The sequence below is a fragment of the Idiomarina sp. MD25a genome (assembly GCF_001870515.1).
Classification (GTDB): domain Bacteria; phylum Pseudomonadota; class Gammaproteobacteria; order Enterobacterales; family Alteromonadaceae; genus Idiomarina.
The window spans coordinates 593,682-611,569 of sequence record NZ_MDGT01000003.1; the positions used below are offsets into that span (position 1 = coordinate 593,682).

The following is a 17,888-nucleotide window of genomic DNA, read 5'->3' on the forward strand; positions in this document are numbered from 1 at the left end:
TGAGCGCAGTCTTGTATAGGGCTGCGTTGAATAACGACTCTATAAATAATGTTATTTTGTCGTAATAATAATAAATTATTCGGGGAGACTGAACATGAACGAACAGTCATTATTGGCTCGTTCTATCAGAACGATTCTAATGGCGGGTGTGAGCTCTGCGTTTATCGCAGCACCTGCATTAGCACAAGACTCACAGCAAGACGTTGACGTTAATGGCGTTCAACAGACTCAACAAGAAGAGTCATCTGCTGAAGAGCAAGTCGAGCGTATTCAGGTAACGGGTTCTCGTATCCGTACTGATAGCTTTGCTAACGAAACACCAATCGACATCATTTCTGCTGAACAAGCAACTGAGCAAGGTCTTAACACCTTGGGTGAATTGTTGCGTACCAGTACTGTTGCTGCCGGTTCTAGCCAGATCACTTCTGCTTTAACCGTTGGTTACGTGACTTCAGGTGGTGCGGGTGCTGAAACAATCTCAATGCGTGGTTTGGGTGCAAACCGTACGTTGGTATTGTTGAATGGCCGTCGTGCTGGACCTGCGGGTACACGTGGTCAAGTATCATCTTTTGATATGAACGCATTACCGATCTCTGCGATCGAGCGTGTTGAAGTACTTAAAGATGGTGCGTCTTCACTTTACGGTTCTGACGCGGTTGCGGGTGTTATCAACATCATCACCAAAAAAGGTGATGAGAGCTCGTTAACTGTTGACTTGAGCCAGCCTTTCGAATCAGGCGGTGAGCGTCAGCGTATCAACGCTTCAATCGGTGAAACCTTTGATAAAGGTTCAATTCGTTTCGTAGTTGACTACAACGTACAGCGTGAATTGAAGCGTGGCGACCGTGACTTCTTCGATTGTTCTGAGCGTTTATTGTACAACGAAGATGGTAGCCGTGCCGATCCGATCGATCCACGTACTGGTGACTATCACTGTAACGATGCAGGCTATGGCTTATGGTTGTACCCAGCAGGCGCAAGCAACGTATTCTCTGGCGGTAAAGCGTTCTTTGACTACGACGGCTTCTTGGCTGCAAATGGCTATGACAGCATTAACCAAACAGCTCAAGGTCCAGGCGACTTAATGGGTCCAGACGGTTTCTATCAAGGTAACTACAGCAAAGAAACAGTAGGCCTTTGGAACTTGCGTCATCCATTCCTTGATAATGAATCAATGGTTCCTGAAACCAAAACGGCTTCAGTATTTATCCAAGGTGACTACAGCCTGACTGACACAATCAATGCATACGGTGAGTTGTTGCACAGTTCACGTAACACCGAAACCCAAGCATATCGTCAGTTCTGGACTGCTGATATTCCTGTACAATTTGCAGACGCTTATGATGGCTGGTCAGGTAACGCAGGTATCATGCCTGTAGCATTGACTGATCACTATGGTAGCGATACTACTGTTGACTACACCCGTTTCGTAGGTGGTTTAGAAGGTAGCATCGGTTTCTGGGATTGGGATATCTCTTATCAGAACAGCTATAACAAAGGTACTTACGGAAACAAGGTTATCTTCCGTGACTCTATGTTGATGGCTCAAGGTCACGTAGCAGACGGCACTAGCTGTAATGGCGAAGTGACTGCTATCTCAGGCAAAACCTGTGTAGACGTTCCATGGACCGATCCACAGTTCTTGTATGGCAACCCTTCTGATGAAGTACGTAACTTCTTGTTCGGCTATGAAGAAGGCGAGACTATCTATAAGCAACAAACACTTGAAGCTTATATCACAGGCGATTTGTTCACTTTACCAGCAGGCGCTGTAGGTGCGGCATTCGGTGCATCATATCAACGTGATGAAATCGATGACCAACCGGGTGTACACAGCTCAAGCGGCAACTCTTGGGGTCTTTCAAGTGCAAGCCGTACCGCGGGTTCACAAAACTCACGCGCTGTATTTGGTGAGGTTCGTGTACCTGTCGTTGCAGACACCGCATATGCTAACCGCATTGACTTAACCGGTTCTGCACGTTGGACTGACGTTTCAACTTACGGCAGCGATACTACGTTCAAACTTGGTTTGAACTGGGAAATCAACGATGACTGGCGTATCCGTGCATCACGTGGTACTTCGTTCCGTTCACCTGCATTGTTCGAGCTATACTTAGCTGGTCAAACAGGTTTCGGTGGCCAGATGTCTGTTGACCCTTGTTATGACTACGGCAACCGTTACGAGCAAGGTACTGTAACTGAAACTGTTTACCAAAACTGTTTAGCTTCAGGCGTTCCTGAAACTTATGACGGTTCTAACAGCAGCAGTGCTACTTTGGTAACTTCTGGTGGTGCAGGCAACTTGTCAGCTGAAACTTCAGTTGCAGAAAGCGCTGGTATCGTTTGGACAAGCTCTGACGACGTATTCGCAGTGTCTGTTGATTACTACAACGTTGACATCAGCAACCAAATCACCTCATTAGGCGGTTCAGAAATCACTGGTACTTGTTACCGTTCACAAGACTTCCCGAACGATCCATTGTGTGACTTGTTCACACGTCGTGACGGTACTGACGGTGACTGGGGTATCGATGTTGTTAACGGCGGTTACGTGAACGTTGCTAGCCAAGGTACACGTGGCGTTGACTTCAACTTCACTTACCAAGATGACTTCGAGTTTGGTACTTTACGTTTCGATATCGAGCACACTGCTCAAATCGACCAAACTTACCAGTTGTTCTCAGACAGCGAAGTTGACCAGTACATCGGCGAAATCGGTTATCCGAAGCACGTTGGTTTGATTACTGCGACTTGGGCGCGTGATGACTGGAGCTTAACGTGGACTACTCGTTACGTTGATAAAGTTAACGACTACGAGTACTACGGCGACACTAACGAAACCACTTACTGGGGCGACCCTGTGACTTTCGTAGCTGACGTACCTCGTGTGTTCTATCACACATTGTCAGGTAACATGACTTTCGCAGACAACTTTGATGTGACTGTCGGTGTTGCTAACTTGTTTGATAAAGAGCCACCTAATGTATCTCCTGCATACGTACGTGCAGTAGGTAATGCGGTTCTTTACTCACAGTATGACAACCTAGGTCGTCGCGTATTTGCGAACGTAACTTATAACTTCTAATCATTCTTTAGCAATGATGAAGTAAAGGTAGAGCCTCCGCTTGCGGGGGCTCTTTTATTATTTCTAGGGTGAACTTATGAAAAAGCTCATTTCTTTTGTTGTCGCTGCGGCTGTGGCTTTGCCGGTTTCAGTGATGGCACAAGTAAAAGAGGACGTGCTTACCAAGTACGCAAAGCCTTCGCAGTTTTTGGATATCAAAATTTCACCAGAGGGCAATTATCTAGCCGCTACCTCACGTACGGATGAAGGTAAGGTTCGTCTGACAGTGCTTGATATCAACGATAAAAAAGTACTATCGATGACAGAGGGACAAGGTAACGAGTCTGTCGCTAGCTTTAATTGGGCCAATGATGATCGTCTTGTTATGTCGATGGCACGAGAAGTTGGCTCGCTCGATGCGCCTATTCCAACGGGCGAAATCTTTGCGATGGATGCCGACGGTGGTAACCAGAAAATATTGACCGGACCGCGTTCTGATGACGGTGACTATCGTTTTGCTCAGATTATCGACTTTTTACCTGATGAGCCTAATCAGGTGATGATTTATAGTGTTCGTATGATGTCTAACGAACCCTACATCGACCTGTACCGAATGAAGCTTGATTCGGGACGTAAGCGCGCTGAAGGCCGTATTCCGCTGCGCCGATATAAAAGTACGAATGTCAGTGTCCTACTCGATGATGAGGGGGTATCACGTATTGCTGTAGGTACCGACCCGGATAATCGTAACCAGTTGGTTATGATGACTCGTGACGGTGCAAACGAGGAGTGGGAAGTCGCTAACACGTACTTCGAAGAGGAAGGCCACTTCACTCCGATGGAGATCATGCCCGATGGACATACGGTGATCGGTACGTCGACTCGCTCAAGCGATACTTCAGCGATTGTGAGCTATGACCTGAACACGCATGAAAGCACAGTCATTGCTGAGCATCCTAAAACCGATATCGCGCCGATCTTCAGTTTGAAAAACGGACGTAATAACGAGTTAATTGGTGGTGCTTACGAGTACGATGCCATCGATGCGGTATTTTTCCAAGGCGTAAAAGATAAGCAGTTTGCTAATATTACGCAAAGCATTATTCGAGCATTCCCAAACCGTTCAGTCGGGATTCGCTCGGCAACGCTCGATAACTCTAAAATGGTGATTACCGTCTCGTCCGCTAATCATCCAGCTGAATTTTATCTGTATGACGCAGAAAAAGGCGCGCTGTCGATGATCACTCAGGCGCGTCCTTGGTTAGACAAACAGGCCATGCCGGAAACGCAGATTATCACCTATCAGGCGCGTGATGGCTTGAAAATTCACGGCTTACTGACATTACCACCAGGTAAAGAGGCAAAAGACTTGCCGTTGATTCTTTTACCTCATGGTGGACCTCACGGTATTCGTGATTCACTGACGAACCTAGATACTGACGCGAAAGTATTGGCAGAGCATGGTTACGCAGTATTGCAGCCAAATTTCCGTGGTTCAGGTGGTTACGGTAATGAGTTTCTCACTAAAGGTTATAAAAAGTGGGGAACGACGATGATCGATGATATGACCGACGGTGTCGATTATCTTATCGAGAAAGGTATCGCCGATCCTGAGCGTATGTGTGTTTATGGCGCCTCGTATGGTGGCTATGCTGCGCTGATGAGCGTTATCCGTGAACCTAAAAAGTATAAATGTACCATTGGGTTTGTCGGTGTATATGACCTCAACTTGATGTTCCAAGAGGGAGATATCTCTGAAGCTAAAGCGGGTGTTAACTACTTGAGTAAAGTGTTGCCAACCGATAAAGCAGAGCGTGAATCTCAGTCACCTGTGCATCAAGTCGACAAACTCGAAGTGCCGGTGTTCATTATCCAAGGTGGACGCGATGTGCGTGTACCGAAAGAACATGCGTTCCGTTTGCGTGACGCGCTTGAGAAGCGCAACCATACCTACGAATGGCTGCTTAAGCCAGGCGAGGGTCATGGTTTCTATAAGCCGGAAAATAACATCGAACGTTGGAACAAAATGCTCGTATTCCTTGATAAATATATCAACGAATAATCCGCTTTTCTCGTTCCATACAACAGCCAGCATTTGCTGGCTGTTTTTTCTTACAGACAAGACGGCATCGGCTTCTCGGCAGACTCACTGATATTGCTATATTGAGTTGATTTAATCCCTATTAAAGAGTTTTTTAATGGTGATACTGTCTTGTTAGTCACAAAATATCCCATCTTAAGCTGGGTGCCATACCATCATGTGCTAAACCTTTATGAGCCTGATGGATGCTGGCGCGCAATGGATAACGTATTTCCCGTAAGGATGGTCGGTAAAATCGTTTTTGTCCCCTTAAGTGATGTCATTTGTATCAAAGGGGCTGCCAATTACGTTGAGGTTCATACACCGCAAGAGCGTATGCTTCATCGCGACACAATGAAAAATGTGGCCGACACGCTCAGTGCCGCGGACTTTCATCGTGTTCACCGCAGCGTCATTGTTAACTTAAATCATGTAAGAGAGATCACCAGTGAGTTAGGAAGGCTGACTTTATTGGTGCTTAGTAACGGTGACGAAGTGCGTATTGGTCAATCTTACCGCGACAGTTTGTTTAAACGACTGGGAATTTCTTCAGCGAGCTAAACTCCTAAATTTTTTTCATCTCAAGCCGATAGGATACCATTACTCTTAATAACGAGATGTCCTATGCGTGTATTGGCTATTTTAGTCGGCTTAATGATTCTGCCGGCACAGGCACACTCAATTAGTCCCTATGATGAAATTGCTGATCGCTTGTCTCAGCAACTGGTGCAACAGTTAAATGATCATCCCGCTCGTCATGAACATGCTCAGTTAGGCATTACCCGTTGGGTCATGTCGGATACGCTCGCGTTGCCTCAACCTGAAAACGCACTGTACTCAGTCAGCCATGAATTGAGCGAAGCATTGTATAGTCATCTCGCCGAACGCAAGGTCAAGCTTATTGACTTTCGCGCTCAGAATGGTGTGACGCTGACATCTGCGGGGGCGACGATGCTGACCAATGATAAACAGCAGTTAAATCTTAATCCCAACTTAGACTGGGTATTAGTGGGGACCATGAGTCGAGAAGAGGACGGTGTCATGCTCAGTGTGCGTGTGCTCGACCGTCGTTCGCAATCCGTGCTGGCCGCGGCAAATCACTATGTGCCCAAGCATTTGTACTGGACCAACAAGGGTGCCGAGATAGTCAATGGGCATTTGCAGAGAAGTCGTTAGGAGAGAGCTATGCGTTTTACAATAATCTTCATGACAGCACTGACAGTGAACGCTTGTACGGTTTTGCCTAAGCCCGAGCCTAAAGCTGAGCTGACTGAAACAACATCGACCGCCGTGCCTGCACCAACCAATACATTTAGTGTGCAACTGGCGGAGCAATTGGTAAACAACAGTCGTGTTGATTTAGCAAAGGCGCATGTGGCCGTTACCGACTTAGTCGGGGTCCAGTCGTCCTATAATAATGCGACAGCGTTCGCGCAAGTGATGTCTGAGCAATTACGTGGAGAACTTGCTTATCGTCAGGTTCCGATTATCGATTACAAAACGACGGAATTTATCCGTGTCACGCCGCAGGGTGATTTCGCTTTAACGCGCGACTATCTTGAGATTGACGAAATCCTACCCATCACTCATGTTGTTGTAGGTACCTATAGTCACTATCGTGACGGCGTGTTGGCGAGCGCGCGTTTGGTGGACATTAACAATAAACATGTGGTGAGCACGGGTTCTGTTTACATTCCAAGCCGTGTCATCGAACGTTTGGACGAACCTAATACGCAACCTATTATTCGTTGATCTGGCTTAATCGCGCTTTCGTAGTCTAATATCTTATAAAATAATAATTTGTTCAGGACAGACTATGAAAGCGTTGCACTCCATTTTAATTTTTCTTGGTTTACTCTCTCTTGTTCTAATCGGCTTGTCCGGCCCGCTTTATCAACTCGAATGGCTCACTTTAGGTGGTGCCTTTACGTTGTTGCGTTGGGCTGTTTATCTTGCCATCGGTGCGGGCATATTAAACATTATTGCGTTATTCGTTCGCCGACCTAAGGGCGCTCGGGCAGGGCTCAGTGTTTTAGCTATTATTGCTTCATTTATTGCGTTTTATTTACCTTATACGCAGTACCAAACGGCAACCTCGGTGCCGCCCATTCATGATATCTCAACGGATACGGTTAACCCGCCTGAATTTGTGGCTATTGCACCGTTGCGTGCTAACGCGCCTAATCCTGTGGAATACGCAGGTGAGGAAACGGCAAAGCAACAGAAAGAAGCGTATCCCGATATTACCACCTATGTTTCCCCCAAATCGCCGGATGAACTGTATCAGCAGGCTTTGACGGTGGCTAAGAATATGGGCTGGGAAATTATCGATACGTCGGATGAACAGCATCGGATTGAGGCAACAGCCACAACAACCTGGTTTGGTTTTAAAGACGACGTGGTGATTCGTATCGAAGCGCAAAATGGTGAGACGCTGCTCGATATTCGCAGTAAGTCACGCGTGGGTCGCAGTGATGTGGGAAAAAATGCCGAACGTATTCGCTCTTTCTTAAGTCAGCTATAAAAAGGATTTCCCGATGAAGTACGCTTGGTTGGCACTACTTCCGGTGTCGGTAATGGCACAAGAACCTATCGAAATTATCGAGGTCACCGGCGAAGGGGACACCTTGGTATTGCCGAGTGAAGAACCGGTCGAAGGGCTGTTTGGCTTGTCCGATGTATTACAGGAAATCCCGCGCTCGGCCACCATGATATCACGCTCGCTGATGGATCAAGCGGCAATTAATGATCTACATGATATCGCTCGGTTTGCCCCCAACAGTTTTGCTGCGGCGGGTTTTGGTAATCCATCACTCCCGAGTATGCGTGGGCAACTCGGTGAGTTATTCGAGGCGGGTATGCGCCGTCAAGCCGGTAACAACGGCTTGGGTGTGCCAATGTCGTTTAATAGTATCGAAGGGATTGCCGTAGTGAAAGGAGCGCCACCGGTGATGCTCGGTACGACTCAGCGCGTCGGTGGCTTTGTTAATTTGTTGCCGAAAAAGGCACTGACAGATAAAGAGCGCTCACGGGTTCGCGGTGAATGGGGTCAGTGGAGTCAATATCGTCTGCAACTCGACCATAACGAAGTGCTAAAGCGTGATAAGCATGGGTTACGTGTCAGTGCTGAGTTTGTCGACCACGATAGCTTTTACGATTATACCTCGACTCGCAGTGATGACGTATTTGTCGCCTACCGCTTTACGCCGAACAGCCGCACGGAGTGGGATGTCTGGCTTGAGTACTATGATGTCGAGTGGACCGACAACGCGGGTATCAACCGTCCCACCCAAGCGCTCATTGATGACAACCTTTATATTACCGGACAAGGTGTACAGCCTAATGGTTCTACCGTGCCAGGTGCATACGCTGTTGTCAGCCCGACGGGTCAGGTGGAAATTGATCGCAGCCGCGTACTGACCGATCCGGCGGATATCAATAATGCCAAAACGACGTTGGTTCATTCGACGTTTCAGCAGCAATGGTCTGACGCACTTATTTTTGTAAACCGGACGTATTATCAATACTTAGAGCGAGAAGGCATTAACCAAAACAGCTTTGTTGAAATTATTGATGGCGCACATACATTCGAAAACCGTGCTGAGTTGCACATTAACGATCACACGATCGTAGGCATCAACTTACGTGTCAATGATGTATTGGGTTACAGCCAGTTCAGTACGGAAGCCGATTTACCGACTGACCTCACCGGTCCTATCTCAAATCGGCGTATTCCGCTGACAGCAGCGCAACAAGCCCAATTAGTGGAGTTGCGTCCCGGCTTGTTTGTTTCACCAGGCACTAACTATGACAACGATGGCGACGGCGTGGGCGATTATATCTTATCGGATACCACCGACTCATTAAGCCAACAATGGGGTCTGTTCGCACAGCATGATCTGGCGCTGACTGAGCGTTGGCAAGTTACCGCAGGAGCACGGCTTGATTACTACGATGTGACCGCTAAAGATCCGCTGCCACCCGCTGGGTTTGAAGCGGCCGAGGACAGTTACAGTGACTGGTTGAGTGCGGTCAGCTTGTCGTCTCAGTATCAAATTTCAACGGCGGTGATGGTTTACGCATCGGCTTACGAAAGTGACTCGACTTCGAATTCAATGGCAGGCGGTACGGTTTTAAACGCGAATCAAGTCATTGATTCACAGAATTTCGCCACCGAAAATACATTGTATGAGATCGGTATCAAAATAGCGCCAGTCAACAGTCGTTGGTATACCGATGTGGTGGTATTTGATCAAACACGTAGCTTGCGCAACCGTGATGGTTCTAATAGTGGTATTGCCACACAGGGTGTCGAGGCGCAGTGGAACTATCGTAATGAAAACGGCTTCTGGGCAACACTGGCGGCTAGCTACTTAGATGCGCACTATGATAATTCGGCTGCGTTTCAAGATACGCGTCAAGTCGCGGACTTGTTTGATAATTCACGACCGGACATTATCAATGGTACCGGTGTAGGTGCGCCTAACTTTGCGGCCTTTCCAGCCTCGAACCAACGTTTGCAAGGCGTTCCTGAAGTGCAAGCGTCCGCCGTCGCAGGTTGGCAACTAACACCACAGTGGTCGGTGGGTGGTGATTTGAGTTATACCCAGAGCTATCCGCTTGATTACCTGCAGACTGTGATGATTCGTGATCAGTATATGTTGAATTTAAATGCAACTTATCAAGTGACTGCCCAATTGAGTGCGCGTTTAGATGTGTTCAATGCAACGGATGAAGAAAATTGGTTACCGGTGTTTGAGGGCGGCTATTTCGGCTCCACACTCGCCTTTCCATCACTCCCGCGCCACGCGCAGCTGACTGTTGATTACCGCTTTTAGAAGGAGCTGTTATGTCTGTAAAAAAAATTCTGCTGGCGCTGGTGATTATCGCGGCCGTTGTCGCCGCGGTAATGTTCGATGTTACGCAGTATCTCAATCTTGATACGCTAAAAGCGCAGCAAACACGTGTTAATGGCTGGTTTGAGGCGGAACCGTTACTGACTTTTGCTATCTACTTTGTCGCTTATGTTTTGGTCACTGCATTATCGATTCCGGGTGCCACGATCCTAACCTTAGGTGCCGGTGCCATTTTTGGACTCGGCTGGGGGTTGCTACTAGCCAGCTTTGCCAGTTCGGTCGGTGCTTTGCTGGCCTTTTTAAGTGCACGCTTTTTATTAAAAGACTGGGTGCAAAACAAGTTTGGTCAGCGGCTCGAGGCGATCAATCGCGGCGTAAAGCGTGACGGCGCCTTTTATCTGTTGAGTTTACGGCTGGTGCCCATTTTTCCGTTCTTTGTGATTAATCTGGCTTTAGGTCTTACACAGATTCGAACATGGACATTCTATTGGGTGAGTCAAGTCGGCATGTTGTTGGGTACCGTTGTTTATGTCAACGCCGGTACTCAGCTCGCAGAAATTGAACAAGTGGGCGATGTGGTCTCGGCCGATCTCATTGGCGCTTTTGTGTTGTTGGGTATCTTCCCATTACTCGCCAAATGGTTACTTACAGCTATCAAGCGTCGTCGAGCGTTTAAAGGCTTCACCCGCCCTAAACACTACGACAATAATCTTATCGTCATTGGTGCAGGCTCAGCGGGCTTAGTTAGTGCTTACATCGCGGCAACGGTGAAAGCCAAAGTGACCTTAATTGAACGCGACAAAATGGGCGGTGATTGCCTTAATACCGGGTGTGTGCCTTCAAAAGCGTTATTGCATGTGGCTAATCAAGTGCATCACATGCGTCATAGCGATCAGCTTGGTATTAAAGTTGACTCGGTATCTGTGGATTTTCAGCAAGTGCTTGCGCGAGTGCAGCAAGTGATACAGCGTATTGAGCCGCATGATTCGGTCGAGCGCTACCAAGGTTTGGGTGTCAACGTAGAGCTCGGTGAAGCGACCATAAAATCGCCGTGGGAAGTGGAACTCAAGCAAGACGGTGAGTTGCGTCGCTTAACTACTAAACATATCGTAGTGGCGACCGGCGCACGGCCGCTGGTGCCGAACTTACCGGGCATCAACGAAGTAGATTACCTGACATCGGATAACCTGTGGCAGCTCCGCGAGTTACCTAAACGCTTATTGATTTTAGGCGGTGGACCGATTGGTTGCGAAATGGCACAAGCCTTTCAAAGACTGGGCAGTGAGGTACATCTGGTCGAGATGAGTGAGCGCTTGTTGACGAATGAAGACCCAGATACATCGACTTATGTTGCACGTGCGCTTCACGATGATGGCGTTACATTGCACTTGGGTACCCAGGCGAAAGCCTTTAGCCAAACCGAGGAGGGCGTTGAGCTCACGGTGGAAAGTGAGCAAGGAAAGCAGTCATTGCATGCCGATCGGGTGCTGTTGGCGCTTGGCAGACAGGCGAACCTGGAAGGCTTTGGCTTAAAAGAACTGGGCATTGAGCAGGGTAAAACCATACAGGTGGATGAGTTTATGCAAACCAACCTGCCGAATATTTATGCCTGTGGTGATGTTGCCGGCCCGTATCAGTTTACTCACGTTGCTTCACACCAAGCGTGGTATGCCACGGTGAATGCATTGTTTGGTCGTTTCAAACGCTTTCGTGTTGATTACTCGGTGATCCCCTGGGTGACTTATACCTCACCGCAAGTCGCCAACGTGGGTTTGACAGAACAGCAAGCAAAGGCACAGCAGGTTGATTATGAAACCACTTGCTATGACATTGCCGAGCTGGATCGCGCCATAGCCGATGGTAATGCCAACGGACGTGTAAAAGTGCTGACTCAGCCGGGTAAAGACACTATTTTGGGGGTTAATATTGTCGGGCCCCAGGCAGGGGAGTTACTGGCCGAGTTTGTCTTAGCAATGAAGCATGGTATCGGACTTAATAAAATTCTTGGAACCATTCATAGTTACCCCACGCTGGCTGAGGCGAACAAGTATGCAGCGGGTGAGTGGAAGCGCGCGCATGCGCCCGAAAAACTGTTACAGTGGGTTGAGAAACTACACCGATGGTTACGTTCATGAAATATGTGTTTCTACTACTGACCGCGATATCAATAATGGGCTTTCCGACAAACAGTTCGGCACGAGGTAAGCCGACGTCTGTTTATTTTTATGCGTGGGGCGGTAACCCCGCCGTTAATGATTACATTCGCTGGGCAGCCAAGGAACTGCGACCAAAAGGTATTCAGTTACAACACGTGAAGGTGGCTGATATCGCTGAGGTGGTTAAACAATTGGTTGATGGTCAGAGCAACGCCGACTTAATATGGATAAACGGCGAGAACTTTCATGCGTTGAAAGAAGCTGATCGCCTGATGCCGGTACTCACCGAGCTGAATATTAAAGATAGATTGAATGATCAACTGAGTTGGCAAAGCGACTTTGGTGAACCGGTCGCCGATCTTGAAGTACCGTGGGGCGTTGGGCAGTTTTACCTGTTAACCTGTGCAACGTGCTTTGCGGCTGATCACATCAGTGCGGCGGAATTGCTGGAGTATGCGGCCGAGCATCCCGGTCGTATTGCGTATCCGAAACCGCCGGAGTTTCACGGCACCACGTTTTTAAAATCATTATTGCTGTCGCTTTCTGAGCAAGATGAGGTATTTCGCAAGCCCATCGAAGCCGTCGACGCTGCCAAGCTAACAGAACCGTTATGGGCCTACTTAGACGAGTTACAGCCGTTATTATGGCAAGGTGGCGAGAACTACCCATCCAGCGCTGCTCAGCAACTTAATTGGTTTGCTAACAAGCAACTTGACGTCGCGCCGTCGTTTAATCCTAATGAGGTTAAAACGCTCGTCAATCAGGGACGAGTGCCGGCGGGCACCAAGCGAGTTACCCTGGGCTCGGCAGCGATTAGTAATAGTCATTATTTAGCGATTCCAGAGAGCAGTGGTCATCCACAGGCCGCAAAGCAGGTTATTAAGTTTTTCTTATCAGAGGCTGCACAACGCAAAAAAGCTGACTTATCGGGCTGGGGTGACCCGACGGTATTGGATATCGCGCTACTCGATACACCGGCGATGCTGCCAGCCGCAGCGGAGTTTCATGTCAGTTGGCAAGCCTACCTTGAGCAACAATGGCAACAACGTTACCCCCGTTAGCGATGCACCGTCTGGTGCGCCTGGTGATAGCACTCATGTGGCTGATAATACCGCTCGGTGTTGTCGTTTGGCACAATTCAACGACACCGTTTGGAGGGGCGTTGGCTGGCGCGCTCAGCGCGTTAGGTGATAGTGCATGGCTGACTCTACTGGTGACGCTAACTACCAGCGCCCTCGTGTTGATAGCGGCTCTTGCTGGAGCAGGGGGGAAGCACCTCAATGCGACTTGGGCCAGTTTCATTGCTGTGCCCCACGTCGCCTTTGCCATTGGCTTATTGTGGCTGATTAGTCCCTCGGGTTGGCTGGTTCGTGTTGTCGATGCGTTATTGCCCATGTGGCAAGGACCCATACAGTCTAGTTGGCTCAGCGTTAAGAGCACTTTCACCCTGATGGTGGTGCTAATACTCAAGGAGTTGCCATTTTTATTATTAATGGCGCAGGCGAATGCTCAACACATGCCTATTCAACGCTGGCAACAGCAAGCGCAGGCGTTAGGCTATAGTCGCCGCAGATTTTGGTGGTTAATTGTGGTACCGGCGTTACTTAAACGAATCCGTTTGCCGCTATATATTATTGCGATTTACACGGTTTCGGTGGTCGATATTCCGTTACTTGTTGGGCCCAATGCGCCCGCACTCCTTGCTCATGAAGTTTACCAACTTAATTGGCAGTTTACTGATGATACGCAGGCACTGGTCAGTTGGGGCTCGTTGTTTTTAGTCGTTATCGCTGTCGTCAGTGTACTGTTACTGCGCGGGCTAGAGTGGGTATTGCAACGATGGCTCGGGTACCTTGCTTTGACGGGCAAGCGCGTACGCGCTGCTAAAAGCAGCGTCAAACGTATGACTACGCCTTGGTTTTGGGTCCTGTTAGCGATGAGTGTTTTTATCAGCTTGTTACTTCAGTCAGGTCAGCAGTCGTGGTTTTATCCGTCACTATGGCCGCAAGGCTGGCAATGGTCGCGCTGGCTCACCGAGTGGCCTTATATTGCGCCTTTGCTTTACAACACGTGGATACTCGCCGCGCTAAGTGCAACGTTGGCTTGGCTTTCAGCTATTGCGTTACTAGAAGTGCAAGCTCAAGGTCAGCAACATCAACTGCATGGTGGCTGGTTAGCGATGTTGATGATTCCACAGTTAGTCTTGGTTTTGGGCTGGCAGCAGACCATCGGGCCTGATAACGGATTTATTGGGTTGTTATGGTCTCATACTGTGTTTTGTTTTCCTTATGCGTACTTAACATTGCACGGCGCTTACCACGCTTACCCCAGACGGTGGCTCTGGCAGGCACGCAGTTTGGGCTATGGTCCTTGGGCGGCATGGTTTAAAGTATTAGTCCCCATGTTAAAGCGACCACTCGCGTTAGCTTGGGCGATGGCATTTTCTATCAGTGTAGCTCAGTATTTACCAACTCAATGGCTGGCGCCGGTGACCCATCCTACATTGACCACTGAGGCTGTCAGTATTGCATCGGGCGGAGATTGGCGACTCGGCAGTGTCTATGCGCTGGCACAATGGGCGAGTGTTTGGATCGTATTTATGTTGGCTTTATGGGGGACACGTGCTCGAAATTAATCATCTCACTATGGTGTTTAAACACCACCAATTGGTGATTCCAAAGCTATCCGTAGCGGCAGGAGACGTCCTCACATTAACTGGGGCGAGTGGTATTGGTAAATCCAGCTTATTGCAGTGGATACTGGGTGTCGAACAGCCGGATGTAACCATCGAGGGCCAACTGACGTTGAATGGTGATGATTTGGGGCAGTGGCCTATTGAACGGCGGCAAATTGGCTTGGTAACACAGCAGGCCGATTTATTTCCTCACATGACAGTTGCTCAAAACTTGCTTTTTGCTCTACCCAAGAGGCATGCGCAACGACAAGACTGGGTGGCGCAACAATTAAAATCAGTCGACTTAGCGCAATATGCAACGGCGTACCCTGACCAGCTCAGTGGCGGGCAGCGCGCTCGAATCGCATTGCTACGTAGCCTAGCGGCATCGCCGCGAAGTTTATTGTTGGATGAACCCTTTTCGGCGCTTGACGTAAAACTAAGGGAGACCATACGTGAATTTACCTGGTCTAAATTGTTGGCAGCCAACATGCCTGCCATCTTGGTTACCCACGATGCGGCTGATGCGCCGGGGGAAGTGATGAATCTCGAGCAGTATTATTATGATTGACCGCTATCTCATACCTCCGTTACAGCGACTACTTGATAAGCCGGCGAGGTGGCTAGTTAGCCGTGCCGTAACGGCTAATCAGGTTACCTTAGTCGGTTTTTTTATCGGTCTACTCGCACTACCGTTACTGATGGTGGGCGCGTTTGAGCTGGCGCTTATAGCGGTATTGCTCAATCGTCTTGCGGACGGCCTTGATGGCGCCGTGGCTCGGCGCACGCAAACTACCGATGCCGGTGGCTTTTTAGATATCGTACTGGACTTTATTTTCTATCAAGCGGTGGTGGTCGGGTTTATTTTAAATAGTCCACACGAGCATCTGTTACCTGGACTCTTCTTAATGTTGTCTTTCGTTGGCACCGGCACCAGCTTTTTAGCCTTTGCCGTGCAGGCGTCTAAACGAGGCTTGGATAATCCGCATTATCCGAACAAGTCGATGTATTACATGGGCGGACTTGCTGAGGGGTTTGAAACCTTTGCGGTTTTTGTTTTGTTGTGCTTACTGCCTCAACATTTTGGCATCATCGCTTGGCTATTTGGTGCAGTGTGTTGGGTGACAACGGCAACCCGTATTTGGGCGGGATTCAATACGTTAAAGGCACACGAGTAACGCAATGGAAGCATGGATTCGATTAAGCATTTTTGTGGCGGTTTTAGCACTCATGCTCGTGTGGGAGGCGAAACGCCCTAAGCGCAGCGGACGGGTTAACCGTTGGCATCGCTGGCGCAGTCATCTTGGCCTGATTGTCACCTCGAGCGTGTTAATGCGCTTAGTTGTTCCATTGGGGCTGACGGGTATCGCCCTGTGGGCATCCGAACACGACTGGGGTGCCTTTAATCAATTTGAGTTGCCGCTATGGCTCGCCGTGATGGTCAGTATGATTGCATTGGATCTGGTACTGTATTGGCAGCACCGTTTATTCCACCGGGTGCCATGGTTATGGCGTTTACATCGCGTTCATCATGCCGACCCAGACTTTGATGTCACCACAGGCGTGCGTTTTCATCCCATCGAAATGATTTTAAGTTTAGCGATAAAAGCCGCAACCATTCTCATATTGGGCGTACCTGCCACGGCTGTGTTAATTTTTGAGATCATTTTAAACGCCTGCTCGTTGTTTAATCATGGCAATGTACAGTTACCTACGAAGCTTGAGGCAGGCGTTCGTAAAGTGTTGATCACGCAAGAGCTGCATCGTATTCACCATAGCAGTGTTAAGCGTGAAACCAACAGTAACTATGGATTTAGTGTGGTGTGGTGGGATTGGCTGTTTGGTAGTTACACTGACCAATCGCGTGCGGGCTCCGACAACGTCGATATTGGCTTGCGTGAGTTTCGCGAAGAGCAGCGCAATACCCCTTTTTGGACATTACTCCTGCTCCCTTTTAAAGACAAATAAACGCTTGTCAATCAGCTAGTAAGCGTGATACTTCTAACGTAATGGATTACGAAAGATGTGCTCAAGGATTGAGAGATGGCAAGTATGAGTCCAAGGCGTTGGTTTGGTAAAACCAACATGGACGTTCCTCTGCATACACTACAACGGCTCTACGAGCCGCTTCAGTTAGCGATTATTTGTTTTGATCGGCAACGAAACTACTTATGGCATAACACGCATTTCGATACGCTGTTTAAAACGGCTCCTTCTCAGAAACCGCGTTGGCTTATCGAACCACTGACATCGGTCTTCGACAGTGAAACCGCTTCACTTGAAATCGAACACCCCATTCAAGCCGGTAAGACACTCATCGTATACCAACATCGTATCGCGCAGTATCGCTTGCTGACTTTGAGTGATAATCAACAGACCTCTGTTGAGCACGAGCTGAGTCGTTTAGTCGGCGTATTCACACAGCGTTTAGCCGATCGTGCGTTAGAGCCGACGCGGCAGTCGATTACAAAGGTGTTAGAACAAAGCCACGGTCAGATGCCTGATTCTGTAGCGGAGTGTTTAAAAAATCAACGGATCTATATAACACAGGGCTTAGAGTGGCTCTCGTTGATCAATGCTAAACTTAATATACAACCTATTCGTTGGTGCAAGTTAATTGACTCCGTTGAAGAGGCGTTCGCGTTTGAGCTTAGGCGTATTGGCGGTTCAGTCGTCAAAGACTGTCAGCATTCAGCACTCGTGGACGCAAATTTAGCGACGACCCTAGTGTATGAACTGGTCGAAAATGCGATTAAGTTTCGTGATACGTGTGTACCGCTCAAAATTAGTGTTGTTACCGAAGTAACGGAGATGGGTCATTGTCGGTTGATAGTTGAAGACAATGGCATAGGCATTTATTCTGAACTGGACGAGAGAGCGATGCTGCCTTTTCAAAGGGGTAGTGATTTAAGTACGGCCGGCGTCGGCATTGGATTAGCTAAATGTGCGTTGATTGCGATCAGGCATCAAGCTGCTATTAGCGCTTTTCCGATGGGTGAACGCGGAACACGGATTGAAGTCACCTGGCGAACCAGAGCTAGGAACTAAGGGATTAGGC

The 17,888-nt window shown here is 48.5% G+C and carries 14 protein-coding genes; all 14 read left to right on the top strand.

Going from position 1 to position 17,888, the window contains the following annotated elements; all coding sequences use genetic code 11:
* Positions 1–94: 94 nt before the first annotated feature.
* The 14 genes from BFR57_RS06830 (at position 95) to BFR57_RS06895 (ending at position 17,878) form a co-directional block, all read left to right on the top strand.
* The gene (locus tag BFR57_RS06830) at positions 95–3,085 is read left to right on the top strand and encodes a TonB-dependent siderophore receptor (protein WP_071463254.1); all 2,991 of its coding nucleotides are present in this window, start codon (positions 95–97) and stop codon (positions 3,083–3,085) included.
* 76 nt (positions 3,086–3,161) lie between these two features.
* A complete protein-coding gene (locus BFR57_RS06835; RefSeq protein ID WP_071463255.1) occupies positions 3,162–5,126 on the top strand; it encodes a S9 family peptidase in 1,965 nt (654 codons plus the stop codon).
* Positions 5,127–5,363: 237 nt separating this feature from the next.
* On the top strand, positions 5,364–5,705 hold the full coding sequence (locus BFR57_RS06840) for a LytTR family DNA-binding domain-containing protein (protein WP_083405072.1): 342 nt from the start codon (positions 5,364–5,366) through the stop codon (positions 5,703–5,705).
* Positions 5,706–5,768: 63 nt separating this feature from the next.
* Positions 5,769–6,320 carry a FlgO family outer membrane protein gene (locus tag BFR57_RS06845; protein ID WP_071463257.1) on the top strand — a complete coding sequence of 184 codons (552 nt, stop codon included), beginning with the start codon at positions 5,769–5,771 and terminating at the stop codon, positions 6,318–6,320.
* Positions 6,321–6,329: 9 nt separating this feature from the next.
* A complete protein-coding gene (locus BFR57_RS06850; protein WP_071463258.1) occupies positions 6,330–6,896 on the top strand; it encodes a FlgO family outer membrane protein in 567 nt (188 codons plus the stop codon).
* A gap of 64 nt (positions 6,897–6,960) precedes the next feature.
* Positions 6,961–7,668: a DUF1499 domain-containing protein gene (locus BFR57_RS06855; protein WP_071463259.1), complete on the top strand. Its 708-nt coding sequence runs from the start codon at positions 6,961–6,963 to the stop codon at positions 7,666–7,668.
* Between the two features lie 13 nt (positions 7,669–7,681).
* A complete protein-coding gene (locus BFR57_RS06860) occupies positions 7,682–9,982 on the top strand; it encodes a TonB-dependent siderophore receptor (protein WP_071463260.1) in 2,301 nt (766 codons plus the stop codon).
* Positions 9,983–9,993: 11 nt separating this feature from the next.
* Positions 9,994–12,135: a dihydrolipoyl dehydrogenase gene (lpdA, locus tag BFR57_RS06865; RefSeq protein ID WP_071463261.1), complete on the top strand. Its 2,142-nt coding sequence runs from the start codon at positions 9,994–9,996 to the stop codon at positions 12,133–12,135.
* Positions 12,132–13,217, top strand: coding sequence for an ABC transporter substrate-binding protein (locus BFR57_RS06870; protein ID WP_071463262.1), 1,086 nt, complete (start codon positions 12,132–12,134; stop codon positions 13,215–13,217). The genes lpdA and BFR57_RS06870 overlap by 4 nt, the downstream gene beginning before the upstream one ends.
* Entirely contained in the window at positions 13,193–14,791 is a 1,599-nt protein-coding gene (locus tag BFR57_RS06875) for a hypothetical protein (protein WP_083405073.1), read from the top strand. Before BFR57_RS06870 ends, BFR57_RS06875 begins: the two co-directional genes overlap by 25 nt.
* Positions 14,778–15,401, top strand: coding sequence for an ATP-binding cassette domain-containing protein (locus BFR57_RS06880; RefSeq protein ID WP_071463263.1), 624 nt, complete (start codon positions 14,778–14,780; stop codon positions 15,399–15,401). Before BFR57_RS06875 ends, BFR57_RS06880 begins: the two co-directional genes overlap by 14 nt.
* Entirely contained in the window at positions 15,394–16,008 is a 615-nt protein-coding gene (locus tag BFR57_RS06885; protein ID WP_071463264.1) for a CDP-alcohol phosphatidyltransferase family protein, read from the top strand. Before BFR57_RS06880 ends, BFR57_RS06885 begins: the two co-directional genes overlap by 8 nt.
* 4 nt (positions 16,009–16,012) lie before the next feature.
* The gene (locus BFR57_RS06890) at positions 16,013–16,798 is read left to right on the top strand and encodes a sterol desaturase family protein (protein WP_071463265.1); all 786 of its coding nucleotides are present in this window, start codon (positions 16,013–16,015) and stop codon (positions 16,796–16,798) included.
* 75 nt (positions 16,799–16,873) lie between these two features.
* Positions 16,874–17,878 (top strand): ATP-binding protein, encoded by a 1,005-nt coding sequence (locus BFR57_RS06895; protein ID WP_071463266.1) that lies wholly within the window; start codon positions 16,874–16,876, stop codon positions 17,876–17,878.
* The last annotated feature ends 10 nt before the right edge of the window (positions 17,879–17,888 follow it).